The sequence below is a fragment of the Sorangium sp. So ce281 genome (assembly GCF_051527395.1).
GTDB lineage: Bacteria > Myxococcota_A > Polyangia > Polyangiales > Polyangiaceae > Sorangium > Sorangium cellulosum_B.
In genome coordinates this window covers 10,119,635-10,140,514 of the sequence record NZ_CP150322.1, presented here as the reverse complement: position 1 = coordinate 10,140,514, position 20,880 = coordinate 10,119,635, and the positions used below count along the sequence as shown (strand labels likewise).

Sequence of the window (20,880 nt, the reverse complement as noted above, 5' to 3'; positions counted from 1 at the left end):
TCCTTGCGCCGAACGCTACGGACCGAGATCGGGATCCGCCACGCGAATCAGGCTATTTTGACCAATAAGGGTCAAAGTTGACCATTACCCGCAGCCCAGGCGCGAGCCCATGTCCGATATGCGCGGGGCGCCTCGCCGCCCAGGCGCGGGCCCATGTTCGATATGCCGGGGTGCCTGGTCGAGCACGCGCCGGCCATGTCGTCCGGGCGTTGGGGCTTCTACATGTCGGGGTTCGCCGGCTCCTGCGGCGCGGCCGGGGCTTCGGGTCCCGGCGCGGGCGCCGTGCCGGGGCGCGGGCGCGGGTTATCTAGCGCCGCGTCCTCCTCGTCCGCATAGGGCGCGCGCAGCACGTCGGCCGTGCTGGCCCGGAGGTGGCGAACGGAGGGCCGGCTGCTGGCGTGGTGGCGGGGCGGGCCTCCGAAGGGCTGGAGTTTCGAGGGGCTGGAAGCGCCGTCCCCAACCATCACCGGGCGTGTCGAGCCCGGGGTAACTCGCTCGTCGTGCAGCCCGGAGCGCGCCGGTTCAGAGGATCCGGCGCGCTCCCCGCGGGGCTTCCGTGGTGGAGGAGCCACCGGGCGAGCGGCGCCCAGGCCTGGTCGACGGCGTCTGCAGCGTAGAGGAGATCGCCGTGCCCGAAGTCCTCGTCCTCGTCCTCGTCCTCGCGCGCGGGCGCGAGGCGCCTGACGACATGAGCGGCGACGTCCGTGGAGGCGATGAGCGTGGCGCGCCCGAGTCGGTCTCGCTCCGCCACGCGGCGATTCGATTCTGGCCAAGTCGTCGAATAGGATTGTGATTTCAATGAGCAGATCTGGAGAGGCAGGCGGTCATGGACGTCTATGAGGCAGTCAGGAGCCGGCGGGCGGTGCGCGGATTCACCGACCAGCCCGTCTCGAGGGAGGTGCTGGAGCGCGTGCTCTCCGCAGCGGCTTGGTCGCCATCCGGATCGAACCTCCAGCCGTGGAACATCTACGTGGTGACCGGCGCGCCGCTGGCTGAGCTCAAGAGGCTCGCCGTGGCGCGCGTGGCTGCAGGCGACCCCTGGGACGAGCGGGAGTACGAAATGTACCCGCCGGGACTGAAGTCCCCGTACAGAGAGCGCCGATCCGCCTTCGGCAGAGAGCGCTACGCCTCGCTCGGCATTGCTCGCGAGGACTGGGAGGCGCGACAGAGGGCCGCGATCGCCAACTGGGACTGTTTCGGCGCGCCCGCCGCCCTGTTCTGCTACATCGACCGTGACGTGGGCCCGGCCCAATGGGCCGACACCGGGATGTATCTGCAGACCGTCATGCTGCTGCTGCGCGCCGAAGCGCTGCACAGTTGCCCGCAGATGGCGTGGTCGCAGGTTCGCAAGACCGTCGCGCAGGTCCTGTCACCCCCGGACGGGCTCATCCTCTTCTGTGGCATGTCGATCGGCTACGAGGACCCCACGGTCGGCTACACCCGTACGGGCCGGGCGCCGCTCGACGAGACGGTCAAGTTCGTCGGCGGTTAGCTCGCGCTCTTCAGGGACGGGAGACTAGAAGCCGAAGGTCGGATCCTTCTCGGAAGCGCCCTTGCTGGAGGGCGCAGCCCGAGAAGGCCGCCTCGCCGGCGGAGGCGCCGGCGGACGGTTCGATCGGAGCGTGGCCCTCGCCGAGCTGGAGGGGGGAGCCGGTGAGGAGGCTGCCGGCGCGGCGTCTGCGCCCGCCGGGGCCGACGAAGCCGACGCCGCGGGGAGGGCGCTCGCGTCCGGGGGAGGCGGGGAAGGCACCTCCTCCACCCGCGTCGGCGGTGCGGCGGACTCCGGAGCGTGGGGCGAAGACGTCGCCGCAGGGGCCGCGGTGACCTCGGGAGCAGGCGAGCGAAGCAGGACGACGGCGGCGATCCCAAGGCCGATCACGAGCACGCTGGCAGCCACGGCGAGCGCCGCCCGCGGCGGGGCGCGACGATCCACGGGCGGGGACAGCGCGCCTCCCACGGCCTCCAGCGTGCCGCTGGCGGTCAGCGTGCCGCCCGCGGCCAGCGTGTCTCCCGGGCCGCCCATGCCTCCCGGGACCTGCGCGCGGTCCGCCACGACCGTCCCGCCCGCGGCCAGCGTGCCGCCGGCGGTCACCGCGTCGTCCAGGGCCACGGTGCCACCCCCGAGGAGCGGCGCGACGCCGAGAGCCTGCGCGCCGCCGAGAGCCTGCGCGCCGCCGAGAGCCTGCGCGCCGCCGAGAGCCTGCGCGCCGCCGAGAGCCTGCGCCCCGCCGAGAGCCTGCGTGACGCCGTGAGCCTGCGCGCCGCCCGAGCCCGGCGAGCTGGTACGCGCCGGCGCGCCGCCGTGAGCCAGCGCCTCGGTCGAGTCCAGCGAGTCGCGCGAGTCCGGCACCGCCGTGCGCTGCACCGCCGCGGCGAACGCGCGGGCGAGCTCGCTCGCGCTCTGGAACCGCTCCGCGGGCTCGCGCTTGAGCGCGCGCTCCAGGAAACGATCCAGCTCCGGCCAGAGGTTCGGCGCGAGCTGCGAGGCGACCGGGATGTCGCCCGTGCAGATCTCCACGAGCACGTCGCCGAGCTCTTCGCCGGGGAAGGGCAGCTGGCCCGTGAGGCACTGGAAGATGATCACGCCGAGCGACCAGAGATCGCTGCGGAAGTCGATCGTCTTGCTCCGGCGCACCTGCTCCGGGCTCATGTAGTGCGGCGAGCCGATGAGCGTGCCGGTCTTCGTCGCGTCGGCGGCCACCCCGGTGCCGATCGCCTTGGCGACCCCGAAGTCGAGGATCTTGACGATCTCCTCGCCCTGCCGCGCGAGGAAGATGTTCGCCGGCTTGAGGTCGCGGTGGATGAGCCCCACCTCGTGCGCGCGGCGGAGCGCCTTGCTCACCTGGCTCACGATGCCGAGCAGCTCCTCCGGCTCGAGGCGCCCGTGGCGCGCGAGGTACGCCGCGAGGTCCTCTCCCTCGAGCAGCTCCATCGCGAGGTACGGCGTGTCGCCCTCGAGGCCGTAGTCGTAGACGTGGACCACGTTGGGGGTCCGGAGCTGGGCCGAGGCCTTCGCCTCCCGCTCGAACCGCGCGCGCGCGACGGGGGAGTCGACGTGCTGCGGCATCATGAACTTGAGCGCGACCTCGACGTCCAGCTGGAGGTGCCGGGCCACCCAGAGGAACCCCATGGCGCCGCCCGCCAGCGGGCGCTCCAGGCGATACTTCCCACCGACGACGCTCCCCGCTTCAAGCGACAGCATGCGATCGAGCCTTCCGCGTCCCAGCGTCCTTCCGTTCGGGCCTCCGCGGTCTAGCAGAGGCCGGGCCCCATGTCGCGCTCCTTACAGCGGCCGGCATCTCACCTCATCATGCCACGGGCGCGGCGACGCGACGAAGGCCGAGCGCGAGCGGGCTGCTGTCGCAGGACCTCCTCCCCTGCCGCGGCAGCCCTTCGCCCCCTGCCTCCCCGGGCGCGCCGGGCGCCCTGCCGCCGCCGCGGGTGGCTCCGCCGCCGCGCGCCCGAGGAAGAGCCCGCTCCGCCGCAGGGCGCCGGGCGCGCGCCCTCGCCGCCGCGCAGGGGCCGTCTTCGCGGCGTCCGGTACTAAGCTGCGTGCGCCATGGTCGACGCTTCCCCCATCACCGCCGTCCTGGGCCCGACCAACACCGGCAAGACCTACCGCGCCATCGAGCGCATGCTCTCGCACGACTCGGGCATGATCGGCCTGCCGCTGCGCCTGCTCGCGCGCGAGGTCTACGACCGGGTGACCACCCGGGTCGGCGAGGCCCGCGTCGCGCTCGTGACCGGCGAGGAGAAGCGCGTCCCCAGGCGGCCGGACTACTGGGTGTGCACCGTCGAGGCGATGCCGGTCGATCTGGAGGTCGACTTCCTGGCCATCGACGAGATCCAGCTCGCCGCGCACGACCAGCGCGGTCACGTGTTCACCGAGCGCCTGCTCCTCTCGCGCGGCCGGCGCGAGACCTGGTTCCTCGGCGCCGACACGATGCGGCCGCTCATGGCCGAGCTCGTGCCGACCGCCAGCATCGTCCAGCACCCGCGCCTCTCGCGGCTCGCGAGCGCCGGGGCCGGCAAGCTCTCGCGCCTGCCGCCGCGCAGCGCCGTCGTCGCGTTCTCGACCCCGCAGGTCTACGAGATCGCCGAGCGGCTGCGCGCGCAGCGGGGCGGCGCGGCCGTGGTGCTCGGCGCGCTCTCGCCGCGCACCCGCAACGCGCAGGTCGCCCTCTTCCAGTCGGGCGAGGTCGACTACCTCGTCGCCACCGACGCGATCGGCATGGGGCTCAACCTCGACGTGCGCCACGTCGCGTTCGCGGCGCTCCGCAAGTTCGACGGGCGCGCCGTGCGCGACCTCGACCCCGCCGAGCTCGCGCAGATCGCCGGCCGCGCGGGCAGGCACCTCGCGGACGGGACCTTCGGCACCGTCGCGCCGCTCTCGCTCCCCGACGGCGTGGCCGCCGCGATCGAGGCGCACCGGTTCCCCCCGGTGCGGCGGCTGCTCTGGCGGAGCAGCGAGCTCGACATGAGCTCGATCGACGCGCTCCTCGCGTCGCTCCGCGCGCGCCCGCGCGCCCGCTCGCTGAGGCTCGTCGACGACGCGGAGGACACGGCCGCGCTGGCGAGGCTCGCCGAGGACCCGGAGGTGCGAGCGCGCGCGCGGGGTGAAGAGGCGGTGGGGCTCCTCTGGGAGGTCTGCCGCATCCCCGACTTCCGCAAGCTCCTGTTCGAGTCGCACGTCGCGCTCCTCGCCGAGATCTACGGGCAGCTCTCGGGCCCGAGCGCGGCGCTCGACGCCGGCTGGATGGCCGTCCGGGTGGCCGAGATCGACGAGGTGGGCGGCGACATCGACACGCTGATCACGCGGATCGCGTCGATCAGGACGTGGACGTACATCTCGAACCACGCGCGCTGGGTGCGCGACGCGGCGGCGTGGCAGGAGCGCACGCGGGCGATCGAGGATCGCCTGAGCGACGCGCTCCACGAGCGGCTTGTGCAGCGCTTCGTCGAGCGGGGCGGCGGGGCGGCGCGCCGCTCGCGGGCGGCGCCGGGCGCGCGGTCGTCGCCGGGCGCGCCCTCGACGCAGCGGCGCGCGGAGGCCGAGCCGCCGGCGGTGCCGGAGGGGCACCCGTTCGCGCCGATCGCGGCGCTGCGGGCCCGGCTCGCGCCGGGGCCCGCGGCGCCGGCGCCCGAGGACGACCGGGCGCGCTGGGTCGAGGCGCTCGTCGGGGCGCCGCACGAGCGGTTCTCGGTCGACGTGGGCGGGCGGATCTTCGACGGCGAGCGGCTGCTCGGGCAGCTCGCGCGCGGCCCGACGCTGCTCCTGCCCGACGTGCGGCTCGCCGCGCTCGAGGACCTCGGCGCGGGGGCGCGGTCGCGCGTGCTCCGGCGGCTCGTGGCGTTCGCGCGCGATCTCGTCGAGGCGCTGCTCGCGCCGCTGCGCTCGCCCGAGGTGCGCGCGCTCCCGGGCGCGGCGCGGGGGATCGTCTACCAGCTGGAGCAGGGGCTCGGGACGGCGGCGGCGCGCGACGCGGAGGAGCAGGTCGCGGAGCTCGCGCCGGAGGGCCGGGCGCTGCTCGCGGCGCGCGGCATCGAGGTGGGCGAGCGCGTGCTCTACGTGCAGCCGCTGCTCCGGCGCGGCGCGCTCGAGCGCCGCCTCGCGCTGTGCGCCGCCTGGTTCGACCGCGGCCACGTGCCCGCGTGCCCGGCGCCCGGCGCGGTGTCGATGGCGGTCGCGCGGGGCGTGGATCCGAAGGCCTACGCGGCGATCGGCTACCCGGTGTTCGGGACGCGGGCGCTCCGCGCGGACGTGGCGGAGCGGGTGCTCCGAGCGCTCGCGAGCGGCGAGCCGGCGGAGCGGCTCTCGGGCTGGATGGGGTGCTCCGCGCGGGAGGCGCCGAGGGTGGCGGCGTCGCTGCTGGGGTAGGGGAGAGGGGGCCGGCGACGTCCGACGTCGAGGTCGAGCGCAGAGGGCAGCGGATTCTCGGCGACGTGCCGCCCAGCGCGCCGAGGGCGGTCCCTCATCCCCTCACAAGCTGATCTCACAGGTAAGCTCGGGGGTATCTCTCGACTCGCCGTGCGTGATAGCCCAGTTGACGTCGCTCGACATGGCGCGTCGCACGATCTCCTCCATGACCCCTACAATCCACCAGCGAAGCAGCGCCGAAGGGGGCCCGAGATCTTCGACGGTCAGCACCACCTTCCAGGCAAATCCGGTGTCGACACGCCAGGACCCGGACGTGAAGAGGCACGACAAGATGCTGGTCGTATGGTGCAGGACGGGCACGACGTTCACCGTCGGCACCGCGTAAACTGGGCGCACGAACTGGTGCAGGTCGCCGCTGACCGCCAGTCGACCGAAGTCACGCCAGCGCCTGGGATCCCGCAGGACCAGCGACGTGGCGAGATCCATGTAGGTCGTGAGCATCTCGAGATCGTACCTCGCGAGCAAATCGATCGACTCATGGCGGAGGTCGTCGCGGCAGTGTTCGGGCATCTGCGCCACGACCTCGTCGCGTGCGCTCCTGCCGCACTCGTCGATGAGCGTCCGATCCATGCTCCGCAGGACAACACCGCTCACGCGAGCTCGTCCTGGGGCGCTCGCCGGGCGCGGCTGTCCCGGGGCGACGCTCGGCCGCGTGAGGCGCGTCGCGACGACGGCTTGCTCGATGCGCGCCGCGACGTCGGCCCAGGCGATCTCGGGGTCAGGGGAGCTTGCCAGCGGCTCGCCGCCCGCGGGGAGGGGCGTCAGGAACGCGAACGCCGCAGCGCTCCAGTCGCACGGGCGCAAGATGATCGGAATCACCCGCGCGCCGCCGCTGGTCAGCAGCCGCCGACGCGCCTGCTCGACGTCGGCGCCGCACTCGTCGTCCGCCAGGAAATCGGCGCTTACCAGCAGCAAGATGATACGGGCCTGCGCGAGCCGGGCGGCGGCCGTAGCGCTCCGTTCCTCGTCGGCCCCGATCAGGCCTCTGTGCCAGGGACGGATGAGCCCCTGTTGGACGAGCGGGGCTAGATGGCTATCGAGGCGACATCTCAGCGCCTCGTCCGCATGCGCATGGGAGATGAAGACGTCGATCGCCAGATCGGCCATGCTCGCGAGCCTACCAGGATCGGCGGTGAGCGCGCAGGAATTCGCGGCGTCCGCAGGGGCGATCCTGCTGGCCCCCGCGCCTGCCGACCGTGGCCGCGCGAGCACGGAAAACGGAAAACGGGTGCGCCACGCAGCGAGCCTCGCCGGGGTCGTCGTTGATTCTTTGTCCTCGCCGCCGGCGGCCATCTAGGCTCGCTCATCGGGTCCGCGAGGCCTATCTGAGAAAGTCGGGCCCCAGGCGCCAGTGGCTCGCGGTCCTCGCGAGCAACGCGGTCAGCGTCCCGGTCGACAACCTGCTGTTTTGCTTCGGTGCCTTTGCCTTTGTCCTGCCGTTCGAGGTGATCCGGCAGATCTTCGCCATCAATCTGGCGACCAAATTCGCCATGACCCTGATAAGCCTGCCGGGCATCTATCTCGTGCCCGACAAGAAGAGCGAGGGCGCCCCCGGGCTGCAGGCATAGCCCGCTGCTTACGGCTTGCAGTAATCTTTGGCCGTCTGGACGGCGGCGACGGTGACCTTCACCGCCTTCGCGCCGCCGGAGATGACGTACTCGGACGCCCCGTAGATGTCCGCGCCCGGCGCCCAGTTGTACGAGTAGCCCAGCCTGGTCCAGGGGAAGCCCGTGGGCGTCTGGCCCTTCTCCGGCACTTGCCACGACGACATCGCGTGGTTCGTGAACCACCTGTAGTAATCGGCCGGCGCCAGTGAAGGCTGCTTTGCAGGCAGCTTCGTCCCGTCGCAGGAGTCGGTGTCGACGCGGGCGTCCGTGCACGGGCGGAAGATGCTCGCGGCCGGCACCCCCGAGAACGTGACGAACTGCCGCTCCGTCGTGTCCGCGGGGAGCGGCGGCTGCGGGGCCGACAGGCCGAGGACCTGGTGGATCTGGAGCACCACATCGCCTGTCCACGTCTTGCACTTGTTCTGGAGCTCGCCGTTGCTCGTGACCCACACGTCCCACTTCACGTTCACGGGCTGCTGCGCCACGTAGGCGCCGCACTTGTTCGGCCCGCCGTCGCCCCGGCAGCCGGCCCAGGTGGTCACGGTGTAGGTGCCGTTCGCGTCGGGCTTGAGCGGCACGAGCTTGCGCGCGGCAGCGGGCGTGACGACGGCGGACTTGAAGATCGCTTCGCTGTAGAGCGCATCGAGATCCACCGCCGCGGGGGCCGCCGGGCCGGGCGCGGCTGTCGCCGGCGCGGTGGCGGCTGCCGCCGGCGCGGTCGCGGCCGGAGCGGGGCTCGTCGCAGGGGCCGCGGGCTCCGGGCCCGGTGATGGGGCGGCGGCCGCGGCGGGAGGCCGAGCCCCCGACTCCGTGACGCACGCTCCGAGCGGGAGCAGGAACAGGCTTGTCATGGCCGCCGTCGCGGCGCGTGAGGATCGGATCATCTTCGCGGCTTCTCCTTGGTTGCCGGACAACACTATCCGACCTGCGGCTCCGGCTACAGCCTCACGCGCCCCGTGTGCTGGTGGAGCTGCCCGGTCAGCGACGTCGACTCCGTGCCATGTGAACGAAGGTCATCTCGACGTGATCGACGAGCCCTCGGTCGCCGCGAGCTCTCCAGGACCGATGGTCGAGGGCGCCGGCCTCGCCGTGGGCGGGCTCGCGGGCGCGGCGGCCTCAGGGGCCTCGCGGCGCGTCATCGCGCCGATCGTGCTCACCACCGTGACGGGTGTGGGCCTGTTCGGGATCTCCCTTCTGGCGGACCTCTATGGCGTGCTCGCCCCGGAGGGCGGCACCGGCAGCCCTCCTTTGTCGCTGCCCTGGGTCGAGACGCAGCTCGGGTTCGCCTACGTCCATGACCCCACGTTCGCGTACCGCACGTTCCTCGTGCCGGGCATGGATCTGCGCCTGAGCTCCCTCCGCCTCTCGGGCTCCGGCTGGTTTGCCTTGAACGACGACAATGCGCGCCTCCGCGTCGAGGCCGCGCATCGCTTCATCGGCCCCGGCACGCCGGACGGCCCGCGCGCGGCGGACGGCTCGTTCCTCGAGATCGAGGGCGCGCTCACCCATCACCGCTACACCTCCGACGACTTCTCGATCACCACCGGCGAGGTCAGCCTCGAGGGTCGGCTCGATCTCGCCCACCTCGGGCGCACGCTGCGGGGCTCGTTCGCGGAGATGGGCTGGGGGATCGCGGTCGAGGGCTACCGCCACGGCCGCCGCCCGCTCGAGGGGAACGAGCTCTTGATTCCCCGCTTCGCCTTCGGCGCGTACCTCGGGCACGCGGGGTATCCGCGCGGCGAGGCCAAGGTGGTTTACGACCACCGGCACGACGGGGTTGTCGGCGGCGCGAAGCTCCCCGGCCTCGGCAGCGGCGTCCCGGGCCATTTCGGCCTGGAAGGCCGGTTCCATGCCTCGCCCCGCTGGGGCCTGCTCGCCGACGTGAAGGCGGGCTCCGCGTACGTCGGGCGCCTCGCGCTGCTCTTCCGCCCTGGAGACTCGCCATGATCCCGAGAGACGCTCTCCTCGCGCTCATCGCCCTCACCGCGCCGCTCGCCCTCTCCTGTCTGGACGTGGCCGAGGGCCGCGCGCGCCGCGACCTGGAGGTGGGAAAGGCCTCGCGGGGAAAGGCGCGCGTCACCGTGGACGAGGGGCTCGCGGCGGTCCGCCGCCTCGACCCAGGCGAGCTCGCGCTCTGGGCGAGCGCGCCCGCGCTCTCGATCCGCCTCACCGACGAGGCGGGCGGACCGTGGAAGATCACGATCGAGAACATGCTCGCCGACGCCGAGCTCTCGGCGCGCGTCGGGGACGAGCGCGTGCCCGTGGAGCTCGTCGAGGCGCCGTTTCCGACCCAGCGCACCTTCCGCCTCTCCCTGCCGCCCGGCGCCGAGGTGACCCTCTCGCTGCGCCCGCCGGACGAGGCGCGGCGCGAGCCGTGGCGGTTCGCGGTCTTCGCCGACGTCCAGGAGGACATCGACCGCGTTCAGGACATCTACGCGAAAATGAACGAGGCGGAGGGCGTCCGCTTCGCGCTCATCAGCGGCGATCTCACGTCGCGGGGCTCGCCCGAGCAGCTCGAGCGATTCCAGCGCGAGATGAAGACGCTCCGTCTTCCCTGCTATGCGACGCTCGGCAACCACGAGCTCGGCACGCGGGACGACCTCTACCACGAGTGGTTTGGCCGCGGGAATTACCGCTTCGCGTTCCGAGGTGTGCAGTTCACGATGCTCGACTCGGCCAGCGCGACGATCGATCCGCTCGCCTACGGGTGGCTCGACGGCTGGCTCACCGAGGGGCAAGATCTCTTGCACGTGGTCACGATGCACCTCGCGCCCCTCGACCCGGTGGGCTCCCGCAACGGCGCATTCGCGAGCCGCGCCGAGGCGAACAAGCTCCTCACGATGCTCGCGGGCGGGCGCGTGGATCTCACGTTCGCCACGCGCATCGGCGGCCGAGGCGATGGAGTCGCTCTCGCGTCGCTCCGCGCGCGAGGATCGTGGCGAGTGGCGAAGCACGCTCCCGCGAGACGAGACGAGATGAGGACGTGCTCGTGGGCGATCCCTACATCATCGCCTCTTCCTCGCCCAGGCCTCCGGTTTATCTGCCTTGACAAACGAGCAGTGTCGCGCAAAAGTTCGACCTGGCGTGTGTCCACCTTGACAGGTGAGCAGTACTGCGCAAAAGTTCGACCGGGTACGCCTGCGCCCGCACGGAAAAGAGGAGATGAGACGATGCCCATGATCGGACGACAGTGCACGCGCGACGGCAGGACGGTCTGCCTTCGGATGAGTCAGACCGGGCTACCGGTGAATCAAGAGGAGCGCGGGCTCACGCTCGTGTACGGGTGGGCGAGCGAAGAGCGCCGCGCACAAGGGATTCCCGCGTCGATCCAGGGAGTCGAGTTCCGCACCGACGCGGGCAAGGTCCTCGCGTTCGACTACTGCCCGTTTTGCGGCGAGAAGCTCGCGGGGAGCACGAGCAGCGTCCGAGCGCCCGTCGCGCGGCGCACCGCTCCGGAAGGCGCCCGCGCCGAGTCGCAGCCGGCGGCGGCCGAGCGCACGCAGCGGGCCGGGCGTTCGGTCGAGGCCGTGCCGCCCACCCGCCCGAGCGCACCGGCGCGCGCGCAGGCGGCGGCGGGCTCGACGACGCTGAAGGTGCTTCGCGAGAAGCTCGGGCTCTCGCAGGCCGAGCTCGGCGAGAAGCTCGGTCTCGCGCGCAGCTCGGTCGCCAACTACGAAAACGGACGGTCACCTCTGTCGCAGCGGCTCCGCAAGTGGGTCGCGAAGCACGAAGCGAAGCTCAACGACGGGGGAAGCGGCGCATCCGGCCGCAGGAGCGCGGCCGCCTAGAGGCCCGTCCACCAGCCGCTCGAGAGGGCGAGCGCGATCCAGCCTTGCAGATTGGCCCGCAGCTGCGCTGCTTCCGCCGCCGTGCAGCCCTGCTCGACGGCGGCAAGGGCCTGCCCGAACGGCAGCTCCAGGCAGCGCTCGAGCAGGCGGGCGAACAGCGGATCCACCGAGGTCGTGGTCGTGCCGGCGGCGCTCCGGGCGAAGACCCACGCGCGGGTTGACGCGTGGCGACGCCTCGCGTCCAGGGGGCGCTCTTCGAGATCGCCCCCCGCGAGCCGCGAGAAGCGCGCGAGGTCCCAGTCCTCGTGGGCGAGCGTGAAGGACACCGCGAAGCGCAGCCGCGCCTCGGCCAGCGTGGCGAGCTCCTCCGGCGTCGGCCGCCAGAGGCCCTCGAACGGCGACTCGCAGGCGCGCCGCTCCGCCTCGTCCATGCGCAGCGCCTGGCGGACCATCGCGAGCGGCGCCCTGGAGAGCTCGATCCGCCGGCGCCACGCGTCCTCGTGCCCAGGCGCCGGGCGCCCCGGCGGGCGATCGCGGCGCGCGCCGTCAGGGCCGCGCAGCGCGCCGCGGAGCCGCTCGGCGAACCCGCGCGTGCTCTCGTCGATGTCGAAGTGACGGGGCGGGCGCGCCTCGAGGTGCAGCGCGGCCAGGTGGTTGAAGTGCCAGCAGCCGATCGCCCGCGACACGCGCGGGAAGCTCGTCTGCAGGGCGGTGAACAGGCGCATCCAGTACTGGCGGTGATAGACCGCGAGCCGCTCCGCCGGCGCGAGGCCCCCGGGGCCGCCCTTCACCTGCGCCACGAGCCCCGCGGGATACCGCTCCTGCAGCTCCCGGAAGCGGCCCGCGCTCGCGTCGAGCGGCGCGCGGAGGACGGCGGTGAAGTCGCGCTGGAGCTCCCGCAGCCAGCCCGGCGGTGCCCCGCCTCTCGAGCTCATGACGATCGCACCTGCCGCGCCTTGCCGAGCTCAGCGAGCGCCACGTGCAAGGGCGGGATCTCCGCGTCCCACTCGAGGAGCGTCGGGAAAGGACCGCCCCGGCTCCACGCCTCTTCGTAAAGAGACCATACCTCGTCGCACACCGGACGATCGTGGGTGTCGTGCCGCAGGCCGGAGGGCAATGTCTGGTGGCCCGCCAGGTGGACCTGCAGGACCCGGTGCCAGGGCACGCCGTCGAGGTACTCGCGCGGATCGAACCCGTGATTCTCGCTGGAGACGAACACGTTGTTGAGATCCAGCATGGCCCAGCAGCCGGACTCCTCCACCACGCGGCGGTAGAACTCCCACTCAGGCATCGTGTCGCGCTCCCAGGCGACATAGGAAGACAGGTTTTCGATCCCGAACGGGACGCCGAGCGCCTCCTGGACCTCGAACGCCCGGCCCGCGGCGTAGGGGATGAGCTCCGGATCGTAGGGCGCGGGCAAGAGGTCGTGGTGCGTGACGCCATCGAACGCCGTCCAGCAGAGGTGATCCGTGAAATAGGGAATGCGGAGCTCCTGGATCAGATCCCTGAGGCGGGACAGGTGATCGCGATCGAGGGGGGCCTCGCCCAGCAGGTTGACGGAGACGCCGTGGGCGACGATGGGATACCGCTCGGCGATGCGCCGGAGCCGCTCCCGGGGCAGGGGAGACGCGCCGAGGTAGTTCTCCGCGATGATCTCGAAGAAGCCGAGCTCGGGCCGGGTCCGCTCGATCGCCTCGTAGTGCGGCGGGCGCAGCCCGAGGCCGAGCGCGCCTCGCGAGGGGGCCCGCGCTCCGTCCGCGAGGCCGCCGGCAGGGTCTCTCGGCGTGCCCATCGCCGGCTAGTCGCCCGGGTCGATCGGGTCTGCGGGCGGCAGCTGCTCGAAGCTCTCGCCTTCCGGCGTCAGGGTGCGCAGGTGGGCGATCAGCCGGTCCATCTCGGCGCGCGAGAGCAGGCGATAGGAGCCAGGCATGTTCGAGTAGGCCTGGCCCTCGGCGGTGGCGCCCTGGATCCCGAACGCGATGACGGATTGCAGGTACGCGTCCGGGCGGCGTTCCCAGAAATCGGCGATGAAGGCGCTCACGTCCTCGCCGGGCGGCACCTGCACGTTGAACTTGCCTGCCGTGCCGGCGTGGCAGTGGCTGCACTTCGCGCCTGCGAACGCGGCGGGCCCGTCTCGCCCCTGGTCCTCGGCGGTCTCGACGCAGCTCCAGCCCGCGCAGCTGTTCACGGCGCGGCAGGCGTGCTCATAAAGCTCGTTCCATGTCTGATAGACCATGCCGCGGCAGCTGTTCGTGCCGCCGCAGACCGCGTGGACCTGGACCACGCCGGGGCGCGCGGTGCCCACCAGCATGGCGGACTCGGCGCACCTCGCGGAGAACTCGTCGAGGGAGATCTGACCGTCGCCGTCCGCATCCATGAGGGCCAGCGCGTCGACCTGATCGGGCTGAGCGGGATCCGCGCCAGCGCTCCACACCAGCGTCTTGGCCGGCGCGTCGGACCCGTCGCAGTCCGAGTCGATGGCATCGAAATTCCGATCCTCGGCGCCGGGATGGACGGTGTTGTTGAAGTCGTCGCAGTCGCCTGCGCGCGGGGTCAAGCCGTCCCTGTCGTGGTCGCTGTCCTCGTCGTCCACGGGCTGGCCACCCGCGCCCGCCGTGCCGGAGCCGCCTGTCCCGGCGGGCTCCCCGCCGCCTGCGCCGCCGGTCCCGGCAGGGGGCTCGGCGCCCACGGGCGAGACGCCTTCGTCGTCGCCGCACGCGGGCGCGAAGGCGGCGAAGCTGGCGAGCGCCAGCGCGAACAGCGTGGATCCCGGTGATTTCGTCATAAGAGCCGTCCTGTCTTCGAAGGGCCGCGCTGCGCGCGCGCCTGCGGCCGCCCGGCGCGGGACGTATAATCACGGCTGTGGCGCGCGGAACATGTGGCAACTTGTCGCATGCACATCCCTCGACGCCCGCGGGCGGAACGAGGGCCGCCGGGTCTGACCGAGCGCGCCGCCGAGCCTGCCGTCCCTTGTCGCTCGCGTGGATGCGGGGCCGGATTTGAGCGCGGCGGCCGGGAGAAAGGGAGTAAAAGAGGTCCTGAGCGCAGGAAGAAGGAAGAGAGGATCGCAGGATGACAGGCATGCTTCGCGGCGGGCTGTGGATCGGTTGTGCAGCGGCCGTGGTGGTCACGGCGGCGCCGGCGAGCGCCATGCGGCCTGCGTCCGAGGCCTTCCCTGCGCCCGCCGCGCCGCCGAGCGGGTCGGCCGTCGCGCCGCCTGCGCCGGCTCCGGGCGGCGCGGCGGCAGCGCCGCTCCTGCCGCCGCCGGCTCCGGGCGACGGTGGCGCGCCGCCGGCCGGGGTCGCGCCGCCCGGAGAGGCGCCCCCGAGCTGGACGACGAGCCCGGGGTCCTGGCAGCCCGGGGGCTCGCTCCGGCGCGAGCAGCGCGAGACAGAGCGCGTCTGGTACGGCTGGCAGCACCTCCTCGTGCTCAGCGGGACCATCGCGTTCGGACCCCTCGCTGTCGCCACGGAGAACGAGATGTTCGCCTGGATGACCGCCGGCCCATTCGTGCTCGGCGGCCCGATCACCCACTGGGCCAACGGCCACCTCGGCAAGGGCTTCCTCAGCCTCGGCCTCAACGTCGGCTGCACGTTCGGCGGCGGCCTGCTCGGCCAGGTCGTCGGCAGTGCTTCCCCCAACAGAGACGGCGAGATCACCGGCCTCGTCTTCGGCGCCATCCTCGGAGCGCTCACGGCGAACATCGTCGACGCCACGCTCCTCGAGTACGAAGAGCCCCCGGGGCCCGAGAGCTACGAGTACATCCGCCTCCGCCCGCTCCGGCTCCGGTTCGCGCCGCACGTCGCCCTCGCGCCCGGCCGCACCACCTTCGGTCTCGGCGGCGCCTTCTGAGGGGCCGCGGCGCCGGCCGCGCGCCTCGAGCGGCGCTTCGGCCTGGCCCGGCCGCGGCGGGGGTGTAGCATCCGCGCGTGTTCATTCCGAGATCAGGTGCACGACGGCCCGCGCTCGCCGCGCTCCTCGCGCTCGTCGCGCTCCCGGGTTGCGGCGGCGCGGAGCGGCAGGAACCCCAGTTCGCCGATTCCCCCGAGGTCCCGCTCCCCGGGCCTCCGGGCGGCTCCTCCGGCGCGCCGCTGCTCGACGCGCCCGGCGGCGCGCCGGAAGAGCTGCCCGGCGTGGACACGGCCGAGCTCGTCCGCCGCGAGCGCGATACCTGGTGGCAGCTCGTCTCGCAGCTCTACGCGCCGTGCCCCGATCAGGCGGTGTCGCTCGCGCAGTGCGTCCGCGAGTCGCGCGCCTGCGCGGCCTGCGCGCCGGCCGCGCAGCTCCTCGCCGACAAGATCCGCGGCGGCGCGAGCGGCGCGGAGGCGCAGGCCGCGTACGGCGTGAGGTTCGGTCCGAACGTGAAGCAGATCGATCTCGCCGACTCGCCCTCTCGCGGGCCGGAGCGCGCGTCGATCCAGATCGTCGTGTGGTCGGACTTCGAGTGTCCTTCCTGCGGGCGCGCGGTCCCGCACCTCGACGAGGTCGTCGAGCGCCACGCGCCGTACGTCAGGCTGATCCACAAGGTGTATCCGCTGCGATCGCACCCGCACGCCGACGCCGCGGCGCGCGCGGCCATCGCGGCGCACCGCCAGGGCCGCTACTGGCCGATGGAGCGCCTCCTGTTCGAGAACCAGCAGCGGCTGGAGGAGAAGGACCTGTTCGGCTACGCGCAGAAGGTCGGCCTCGACATGGCCCGGTTCCGCGCCGACATGGCGGGCGAGCCCGCCGCCCGGGTGGTCGCGCGCGACAAGGCCGAGGCCGACCGCGCCGGGCTCTCGGGGACGCCGTTCATCGTCATCAACGGGCGGGAGTTCGATCTGGCGCTGTTCAGCCTCCAGGGCGAGCTCGACCGGTGGATCGAGACCGAGCTCGCGATCCTCCGAGGGCGCGAGGCGGCGGCGCCCGGGGGCGGGACGCCGCGCGACGCGAAGTAGCCAGGTGAACGCGGCGAGAGGGGTGGCATGGTTCCGTCACCGGTGATGAACGATGCGTCTCCCTGCAATCACGCGGGCGCGGCAAGGGAGGCCATCACGACCACGGCGCCGTCCACGACAGGGCCCGGTTCGGATCCTGCCCATCGACTCCCGAACCGCGCGTACGACCTCCTCGGCTACGCGGACATCTACAAGGCCAAGCACTACATCAGGAGCTGGGGCTGCGCTTCCTGCGGTATGATCCCGAACGGGAGGCCTGCTTTCCGTCGCTCTACGTGGTCGGGCGGGCTGGCCAGGGCCGCACGGCAGAAACGCGGAGCTCGATCGCGCAGGTCGGCGGGTTCCGTCATGGCCCGGCCGCGCTGCGCCGATGCGACCTCCGCGGCGCCCGCGTCGAGTTGAGTCCGATCGTGTCACGTAGCGCGCCGATGGCCTTCGTCCGTCGTTTGTAGAGCGTGGAGAGAGGTAGCCCTGCGTCTTTCGCCACATGGGCCATCGGGATGCCGTCCAGATCGTGTGCCATGAGCACGAAGCGCAGCTCCGGATCGAGTTCATTCATCGCGTCGATGGCGCTGCTCCTGACGATTCCACACTCCATCACGGCAGCGGCGTCGGGCGCTGGATCGGGCACTTCGATCAAATCGACCAATTCCTCCCTGCGGTGCCGCGCACGCTCGTGGTAGCGCGAAGCGACGTGTACGGTGATCGCGTTCAGCCAGCGTTCCGGCCTGCCGCGCCTCGGATCGAATCTGGGCCAGCTCTCGCAGACCTTGATCCAGACCGTGCCTGCGACGTCGGCACGATGGCGCAGCGGCACCCCCAGCCTCCCGAGCCAGCGCAGCACGGCACGGACCTGCGCCGGGCAAAACAGGCGCGCGTGCGCGGCGTCTCGCTCGTCTTCATTCGACGGACGACCCATGGCTTGAGCCTCCCCCGCGGGCAGTCGCCCTCAATGTGATGATGCCGCGTGCCCGCCTTTCCGCGGCACCGACTCGCGGTCTTCCCCGTAGGCGTCTGCCACCAAAGGAAGACGTCAGCCGTGGCTGCTCAGTTCCCGCGGCGGTCGCATGCTCGCCAACATGCTCCTAAGAACACCCGCGCCCCGGGTCGCGCGCGCACGTCCTCCTCCGAATGCGAGGTACGGCTGCGCTCACCCATGGCTCCCCACTCCCGGGAGTGTCGTGTTCAGCGGCGAGCGCTCTGCGTCCTCCCAATCGGATGCGTTCGTGGTGCTCGCCGCCCCTTCGTCACGCTGTACTGGAAAGCTCGTCAGCGCGGCAGCGCGACGGGCGAGCTCCGACCCAGCGGCGGCGCGGATAGGGAGCGGCGACCGAAGCCGCAGCACTGGAGGCGGCGGGAGCTTCGCCCGCGGGCTCCTGGCCGCAAGCTCCGGAGACGGCACCACGGGCGGAGGAACGTCGAGCGCGCGGGGAGGTATCGCCGGCGCAGTCGGCGGCGCCGAGTTCGGGGCCGGCGACGACGCGGGACGCGCCGAGCTCTCGCGCTTGGTGACGGGCTCGCCCACCTGGATCACCACGGTCTCCTCTGTGTCCGTCCGGTAGTCGTCGTGCAGCCGCCACAGGCGCTCCCAATACCGCGCGGGCGTGCCGGTGAAGGCCTCCAGCTGCCGCGCGAGGCCGGGCGTCATGGGGACGTCGCTCCTGAGCAGCCGCTCCACCTCCCTCGGTTCCAACCCGGTGCTCTCGGCCAGCTTTCTCCTCCATGAAGGCGTGGTCGCGCAGAACGACTCGAGGACCCTCCCTGGCCACGGGACGGGGCGCGCGCCGGCGTCTGTCAGCTCGGCGAGCGCCGCGTCGACGTGACAGTCCAGGAGGCGCCGATATCGGTCTCGCTCGCCCGCTGCCTGCTCCTTCGCATCGATGAGGGCGGACTCCTCGTCCTCGTGCGCGTGCTCGCGCGCCTCGCGAAGCCCGCGCTCCCGTCCCAGCGCTTCGCGCGCGGTGACCGCGAAGCCGATCGCGACGCACGCGATCATCGCGAGCCCGAGCGGCGAGACGAGCCACATCGCACCCAGCATGTCCTCCATAGCAATTCTCCTCCTGGACGTAAGCATTCCTGCGCAAGACAGATCTCGGCCCTGTGCTGTCTGGTCTGGAGACACCATCAGCGTCACCGTCACCCTCAGCTCGCCGTCGATCTACGGCCGATGATTCAGCGAATCTGCCTGAACAGCGCTTCGCGCTCCGCTGCGAGCCGACCGCGCGGAAACTCCCGCGCATGGGCTTCGAGCAGCAGGCGCGCCTCGTGATCGCCCGCTCCGTCGTTGTCCTCGATCGCCCTTCGGGCCTGGCTGATCAGGCGCATCTCGCGTGCGGTGACCGCTGGCCACACGGGGCTCCCCGGGGACGAGATACGAGGTGCTGTCGTCACAGAGGGCGCGGGCGTGCTGCTCGCCACAGCCTCAGCGCGCGCGCTGCCTGTCGCCGCCGGCGACGCGCTCTCGTGCGCGGCGGGCGCGGCAGCGGAATGCGCGCTGGCACGTGAGCCTTGCGCCGTGACGTCGTCTGGTGCGGGCGCGCGCCCCGGTGCGCGGAATGCCGCCGGGGGCAGCCACGATTCCGCGCTGGGCAGCGGCGGCACCGCCGAGAGGAGCGCGCCGGTCAACACGACGAACGCACCCTGCACGACGATCCTCACGCCCAGCCGGCGCAGCCAGGCCGTCCACGACGCACGGCGGTCCAGCCCGAGCACCGGCGGGACGCAGGCGCTCTCGTCCCTACCGTGCGCGGGTTGCCGGGCGCTCCACCGCTTGAAAGCCGCATCGAGTCGATCCCAAGCCCGGCGGTGCTGCGCCCTCACCGTATCCAACGGGACGTTCAGCTCGGCGGCGATCGTGGAGAGCGGTGTCCCCTCCAGCTCGTGCTTGACCAAGAGATCCCGGTCCTTGGGGCCGATCCGGTCGAGCAGGTCCCGGGTCAGCTGTTCCCGCCGCCGCAAGCGCAGCAGTTCCTCCGGCGTGGGGCGTTCGTCTCGGGGATCGCGCTCCTCGAACGACGTCAGCACCTCTCCGCGGCGGCGCTCGTTCCGCCTGTGCTTCCGTGCCTCGTTGAGGGCGATCGTGACGAAGTACCGCGCCGGATCGCCGCTCAGCTCGACCCGCCTCGCCACTTCCAATCCCCGCAGCAGCGCGTTCTGCGCGACGTCCTCGGCGTCGCGCGCCGGCACGCCGTGAAGCCTGGCCAGGCGCCGGAAGCGGTTGAAGCTGAGGAGATGGGTCGCTGGCTTGCCCACGGTAGGTAGCATCCCTGAGCCGCTCGAAACGGTGCAGGAAAGTGCAAGGAGCGGCAACTTCGGTAGCACCGGGTCGCACCGAACCATGCGTTCAGGCGATCGCCTCCTCGCTGCCGCGAGGAGGCGATCGCATTGCCGCACCCGAACGCAATTGGCCACTGTCAGGGCCACTTTGCATCGATTCGCTCCCGTTGACGCCGCGCGGCTGGCGCGAGTACCGTCCAACCATGCGATGTTCCGCATGCGTTCTGCTCTGCTGTGCGCTCCTCGCTGCGAGCGGCGGTGCGAGCTCGGCCTGCGCGGAGGACACCTATCCGGAGCCAGGACCACGTGACGGCGCAACGGTGAAGGACCATGTTCGCCGCGGTCGCAGGGCACGCGACGCCGGGCAGTGGACCGAGGCATACGCCGCCTACAAGGCCGCCTTCGAGACAGCAGACCCAGCGTCCAGCACGGAGCGAGAGCGCGCGGAGCTCGCCGGCGAGCTTGGTCTCTGCGAGCTCGCGCTGCGCAAGTACCGCGATGCCGCCGAGCACCTGGCCTTTAGCCTCGAGCAGCGCACGGCGCTGCCGCTCGCGCTTCAGCTACGATTCGAGAAAGGAGAGCGCGAGGCGACATCGCACGTCGCGACGCTCGTGCTCTCGGTCGATCCGCCGGATGCCGAGGTGCTCGTCGACGGCAAGTGGGTAGGCCGGGTCGCGCGGACGTACAAGCTGTTCTTGGAGCCCGGCCAACGCATCGTGCGGGCCAGTGCACCGGGCCGCCAGGATGGTTTCCATGAGTTCGGGGCTGTGGCCGCAACGGCGTACAACGTCAGAATGCCGTTGGCGCGGTTGGCGGTGAGCCTCGCTCCGGAGGGCGCGCCGGCATCACCGAAGGCAACGCAGGAAACCAGGAGCTCTTCGCCCGTCGTGCGGGCGCAGGCCCCCAGCCCGTGGGCTTCCTGGCCGGGGACGCTGCGTATCGTGGGAATCACCGCCACGACGGCCACCCTGTCGACGGGCGCCGTCCTGATGATCAGGGCCGGCACGCTGGATGGTGACGCGAGCGAGCAACGCGACGGGCTCACGCGTGGTCGGACGTCCAGCTCGTCGATGTGCTGGCAAGCGTCCCAGCGCTCCTCGTGCGGCGCCCTGCGCCGCCTCCTCGACGAGCGCAACCTCTCCGACGGCTTGGGCACGGCGCTGCTCGTCACGGGGGGCGTCCTCGGCGCAGCGACGGCCGCGTCCTTCTTCACCGACCTCTCCTTCCTGGGGCGCTCGCCGGCTCAGGAGCGGATCCACGTCTCGCCCGTGGCGACCGGGCGTGAGACCGGCGTGAGGATCGAGGGATGGTGGTGAGGTCAGGAGGGGCGGTGG

18 protein-coding genes are annotated in these 20,880 nt (G+C 72.2%); 8 read left to right on the top strand and 10 right to left on the bottom strand.

The window, feature by feature from the left end; genetic code table 11:
- Positions 1-463 precede the first annotated feature (463 nt).
- Complete coding sequence (locus WMF27_RS38745) at positions 464-751, bottom strand: hypothetical protein (protein WP_437763874.1); 288 nt, start codon at positions 749-751, stop codon at positions 464-466.
- A gap of 75 nt (positions 752-826) precedes the next feature.
- Here WMF27_RS38745 and WMF27_RS38740 point away from each other — a divergent pair, with 75 nt between their 5' ends.
- Positions 827-1,492, top strand: coding sequence for a nitroreductase family protein (locus WMF27_RS38740; protein WP_437763875.1), 666 nt, complete (start codon positions 827-829; stop codon positions 1,490-1,492).
- Between the two features lie 24 nt (positions 1,493-1,516).
- Here the strand turns inward: WMF27_RS38740 and WMF27_RS38735 are convergent, their stop codons facing one another.
- Positions 1,517-3,202 (bottom strand): protein kinase domain-containing protein, encoded by a 1,686-nt coding sequence (locus tag WMF27_RS38735; RefSeq protein WP_437763876.1) that lies wholly within the window; start codon positions 3,200-3,202, stop codon positions 1,517-1,519.
- Between the two features lie 357 nt (positions 3,203-3,559).
- Between WMF27_RS38735 and WMF27_RS38730 the strand changes: the two genes are divergently transcribed.
- A complete protein-coding gene (locus WMF27_RS38730; protein WP_437763877.1) occupies positions 3,560-5,878 on the top strand; it encodes a helicase-related protein in 2,319 nt (772 codons plus the stop codon).
- 102 nt (positions 5,879-5,980) lie between these two features.
- Here the strand turns inward: WMF27_RS38730 and WMF27_RS38725 are convergent, their stop codons facing one another.
- Positions 5,981-7,045, bottom strand: a complete 1,065-nt coding sequence (locus WMF27_RS38725) for a TIR domain-containing protein (protein WP_437763878.1) — start codon at positions 7,043-7,045, stop codon at positions 5,981-5,983.
- 89 nt (positions 7,046-7,134) lie between these two features.
- On the opposite strand from WMF27_RS38725, the gene WMF27_RS38720 reads away from it, so the two are divergent.
- Positions 7,135-7,506 carry a VUT family protein gene (locus tag WMF27_RS38720; protein WP_437763879.1) on the top strand — a complete coding sequence of 124 codons (372 nt, stop codon included), beginning with the start codon at positions 7,135-7,137 and terminating at the stop codon, positions 7,504-7,506.
- A gap of 8 nt (positions 7,507-7,514) precedes the next feature.
- Here the strand turns inward: WMF27_RS38720 and WMF27_RS38715 are convergent, their stop codons facing one another.
- Complete coding sequence (locus WMF27_RS38715) at positions 7,515-8,429, bottom strand: hypothetical protein (protein WP_437763880.1); 915 nt, start codon at positions 8,427-8,429, stop codon at positions 7,515-7,517.
- Positions 8,430-8,547: 118 nt separating this feature from the next.
- On the opposite strand from WMF27_RS38715, the gene WMF27_RS38710 reads away from it, so the two are divergent.
- Together WMF27_RS38710 and WMF27_RS38705 are read left to right on the top strand one after the other, a co-directional pair.
- Positions 8,548-9,492, top strand: a complete 945-nt coding sequence (locus WMF27_RS38710) for a hypothetical protein (RefSeq protein WP_437763881.1) — start codon at positions 8,548-8,550, stop codon at positions 9,490-9,492.
- Positions 9,489-11,333 carry a metallophosphoesterase gene (locus WMF27_RS38705; RefSeq protein ID WP_437763882.1) on the top strand — a complete coding sequence of 615 codons (1,845 nt, stop codon included), beginning with the start codon at positions 9,489-9,491 and terminating at the stop codon, positions 11,331-11,333. Before WMF27_RS38710 ends, WMF27_RS38705 begins: the two co-directional genes overlap by 4 nt.
- Here the strand turns inward: WMF27_RS38705 and WMF27_RS38700 are convergent.
- The 3 genes from WMF27_RS38700 to WMF27_RS38690 are packed head-to-tail and all read right to left on the bottom strand — an operon-like array spanning position 11,330 to position 14,118.
- Positions 11,330-12,268, bottom strand: a complete 939-nt coding sequence (locus tag WMF27_RS38700) for an HvfC/BufC N-terminal domain-containing protein (RefSeq protein WP_437763883.1) — start codon at positions 12,266-12,268, stop codon at positions 11,330-11,332. The genes WMF27_RS38705 and WMF27_RS38700 overlap by 4 nt on opposite strands.
- Entirely contained in the window at positions 12,265-13,125 is an 861-nt protein-coding gene (locus tag WMF27_RS38695; protein ID WP_437763884.1) for a DUF692 domain-containing protein, read from the bottom strand. The genes WMF27_RS38700 and WMF27_RS38695 overlap by 4 nt, the downstream gene beginning before the upstream one ends.
- 6 nt (positions 13,126-13,131) lie before the next feature.
- Positions 13,132-14,118: a MopE-related protein gene (locus tag WMF27_RS38690; protein WP_437763885.1), complete on the bottom strand. Its 987-nt coding sequence runs from the start codon at positions 14,116-14,118 to the stop codon at positions 13,132-13,134.
- Between the two features lie 287 nt (positions 14,119-14,405).
- On the opposite strand from WMF27_RS38690, the gene WMF27_RS38685 reads away from it, so the two are divergent.
- Together WMF27_RS38685 and WMF27_RS38680 are read left to right on the top strand one after the other, a co-directional pair.
- Positions 14,406-15,185, top strand: a complete 780-nt coding sequence (locus WMF27_RS38685) for a hypothetical protein (RefSeq protein WP_437763886.1) — start codon at positions 14,406-14,408, stop codon at positions 15,183-15,185.
- A 77-nt stretch (positions 15,186-15,262) separates the two neighbouring features.
- Entirely contained in the window at positions 15,263-16,270 is a 1,008-nt protein-coding gene (locus tag WMF27_RS38680) for a DsbA family protein (protein ID WP_437763887.1), read from the top strand.
- 346 nt (positions 16,271-16,616) lie between these two features.
- Here WMF27_RS38680 and WMF27_RS38675 read toward each other — a convergent pair whose 3' ends face one another.
- From WMF27_RS38675 to WMF27_RS38665, 3 genes are all read right to left on the bottom strand, one after another.
- On the bottom strand, positions 16,617-17,189 hold the full coding sequence (locus tag WMF27_RS38675; RefSeq protein ID WP_437763888.1) for a sigma-70 family RNA polymerase sigma factor: 573 nt from the start codon (positions 17,187-17,189) through the stop codon (positions 16,617-16,619).
- A 231-nt stretch (positions 17,190-17,420) separates the two neighbouring features.
- Positions 17,421-18,317: a helix-turn-helix transcriptional regulator gene (locus tag WMF27_RS38670; protein ID WP_437763889.1), complete on the bottom strand. Its 897-nt coding sequence runs from the start codon at positions 18,315-18,317 to the stop codon at positions 17,421-17,423.
- Positions 18,318-18,442: 125 nt separating this feature from the next.
- Entirely contained in the window at positions 18,443-19,522 is a 1,080-nt protein-coding gene (locus WMF27_RS38665; RefSeq protein WP_437763890.1) for an RNA polymerase sigma factor, read from the bottom strand.
- 344 nt (positions 19,523-19,866) lie between these two features.
- Here WMF27_RS38665 and WMF27_RS38660 point away from each other — a divergent pair, with 344 nt between their 5' ends.
- Positions 19,867-20,862 (top strand): hypothetical protein, encoded by a 996-nt coding sequence (locus tag WMF27_RS38660; protein ID WP_437763891.1) that lies wholly within the window; start codon positions 19,867-19,869, stop codon positions 20,860-20,862.
- Positions 20,863-20,880 lie beyond the last annotated feature (18 nt).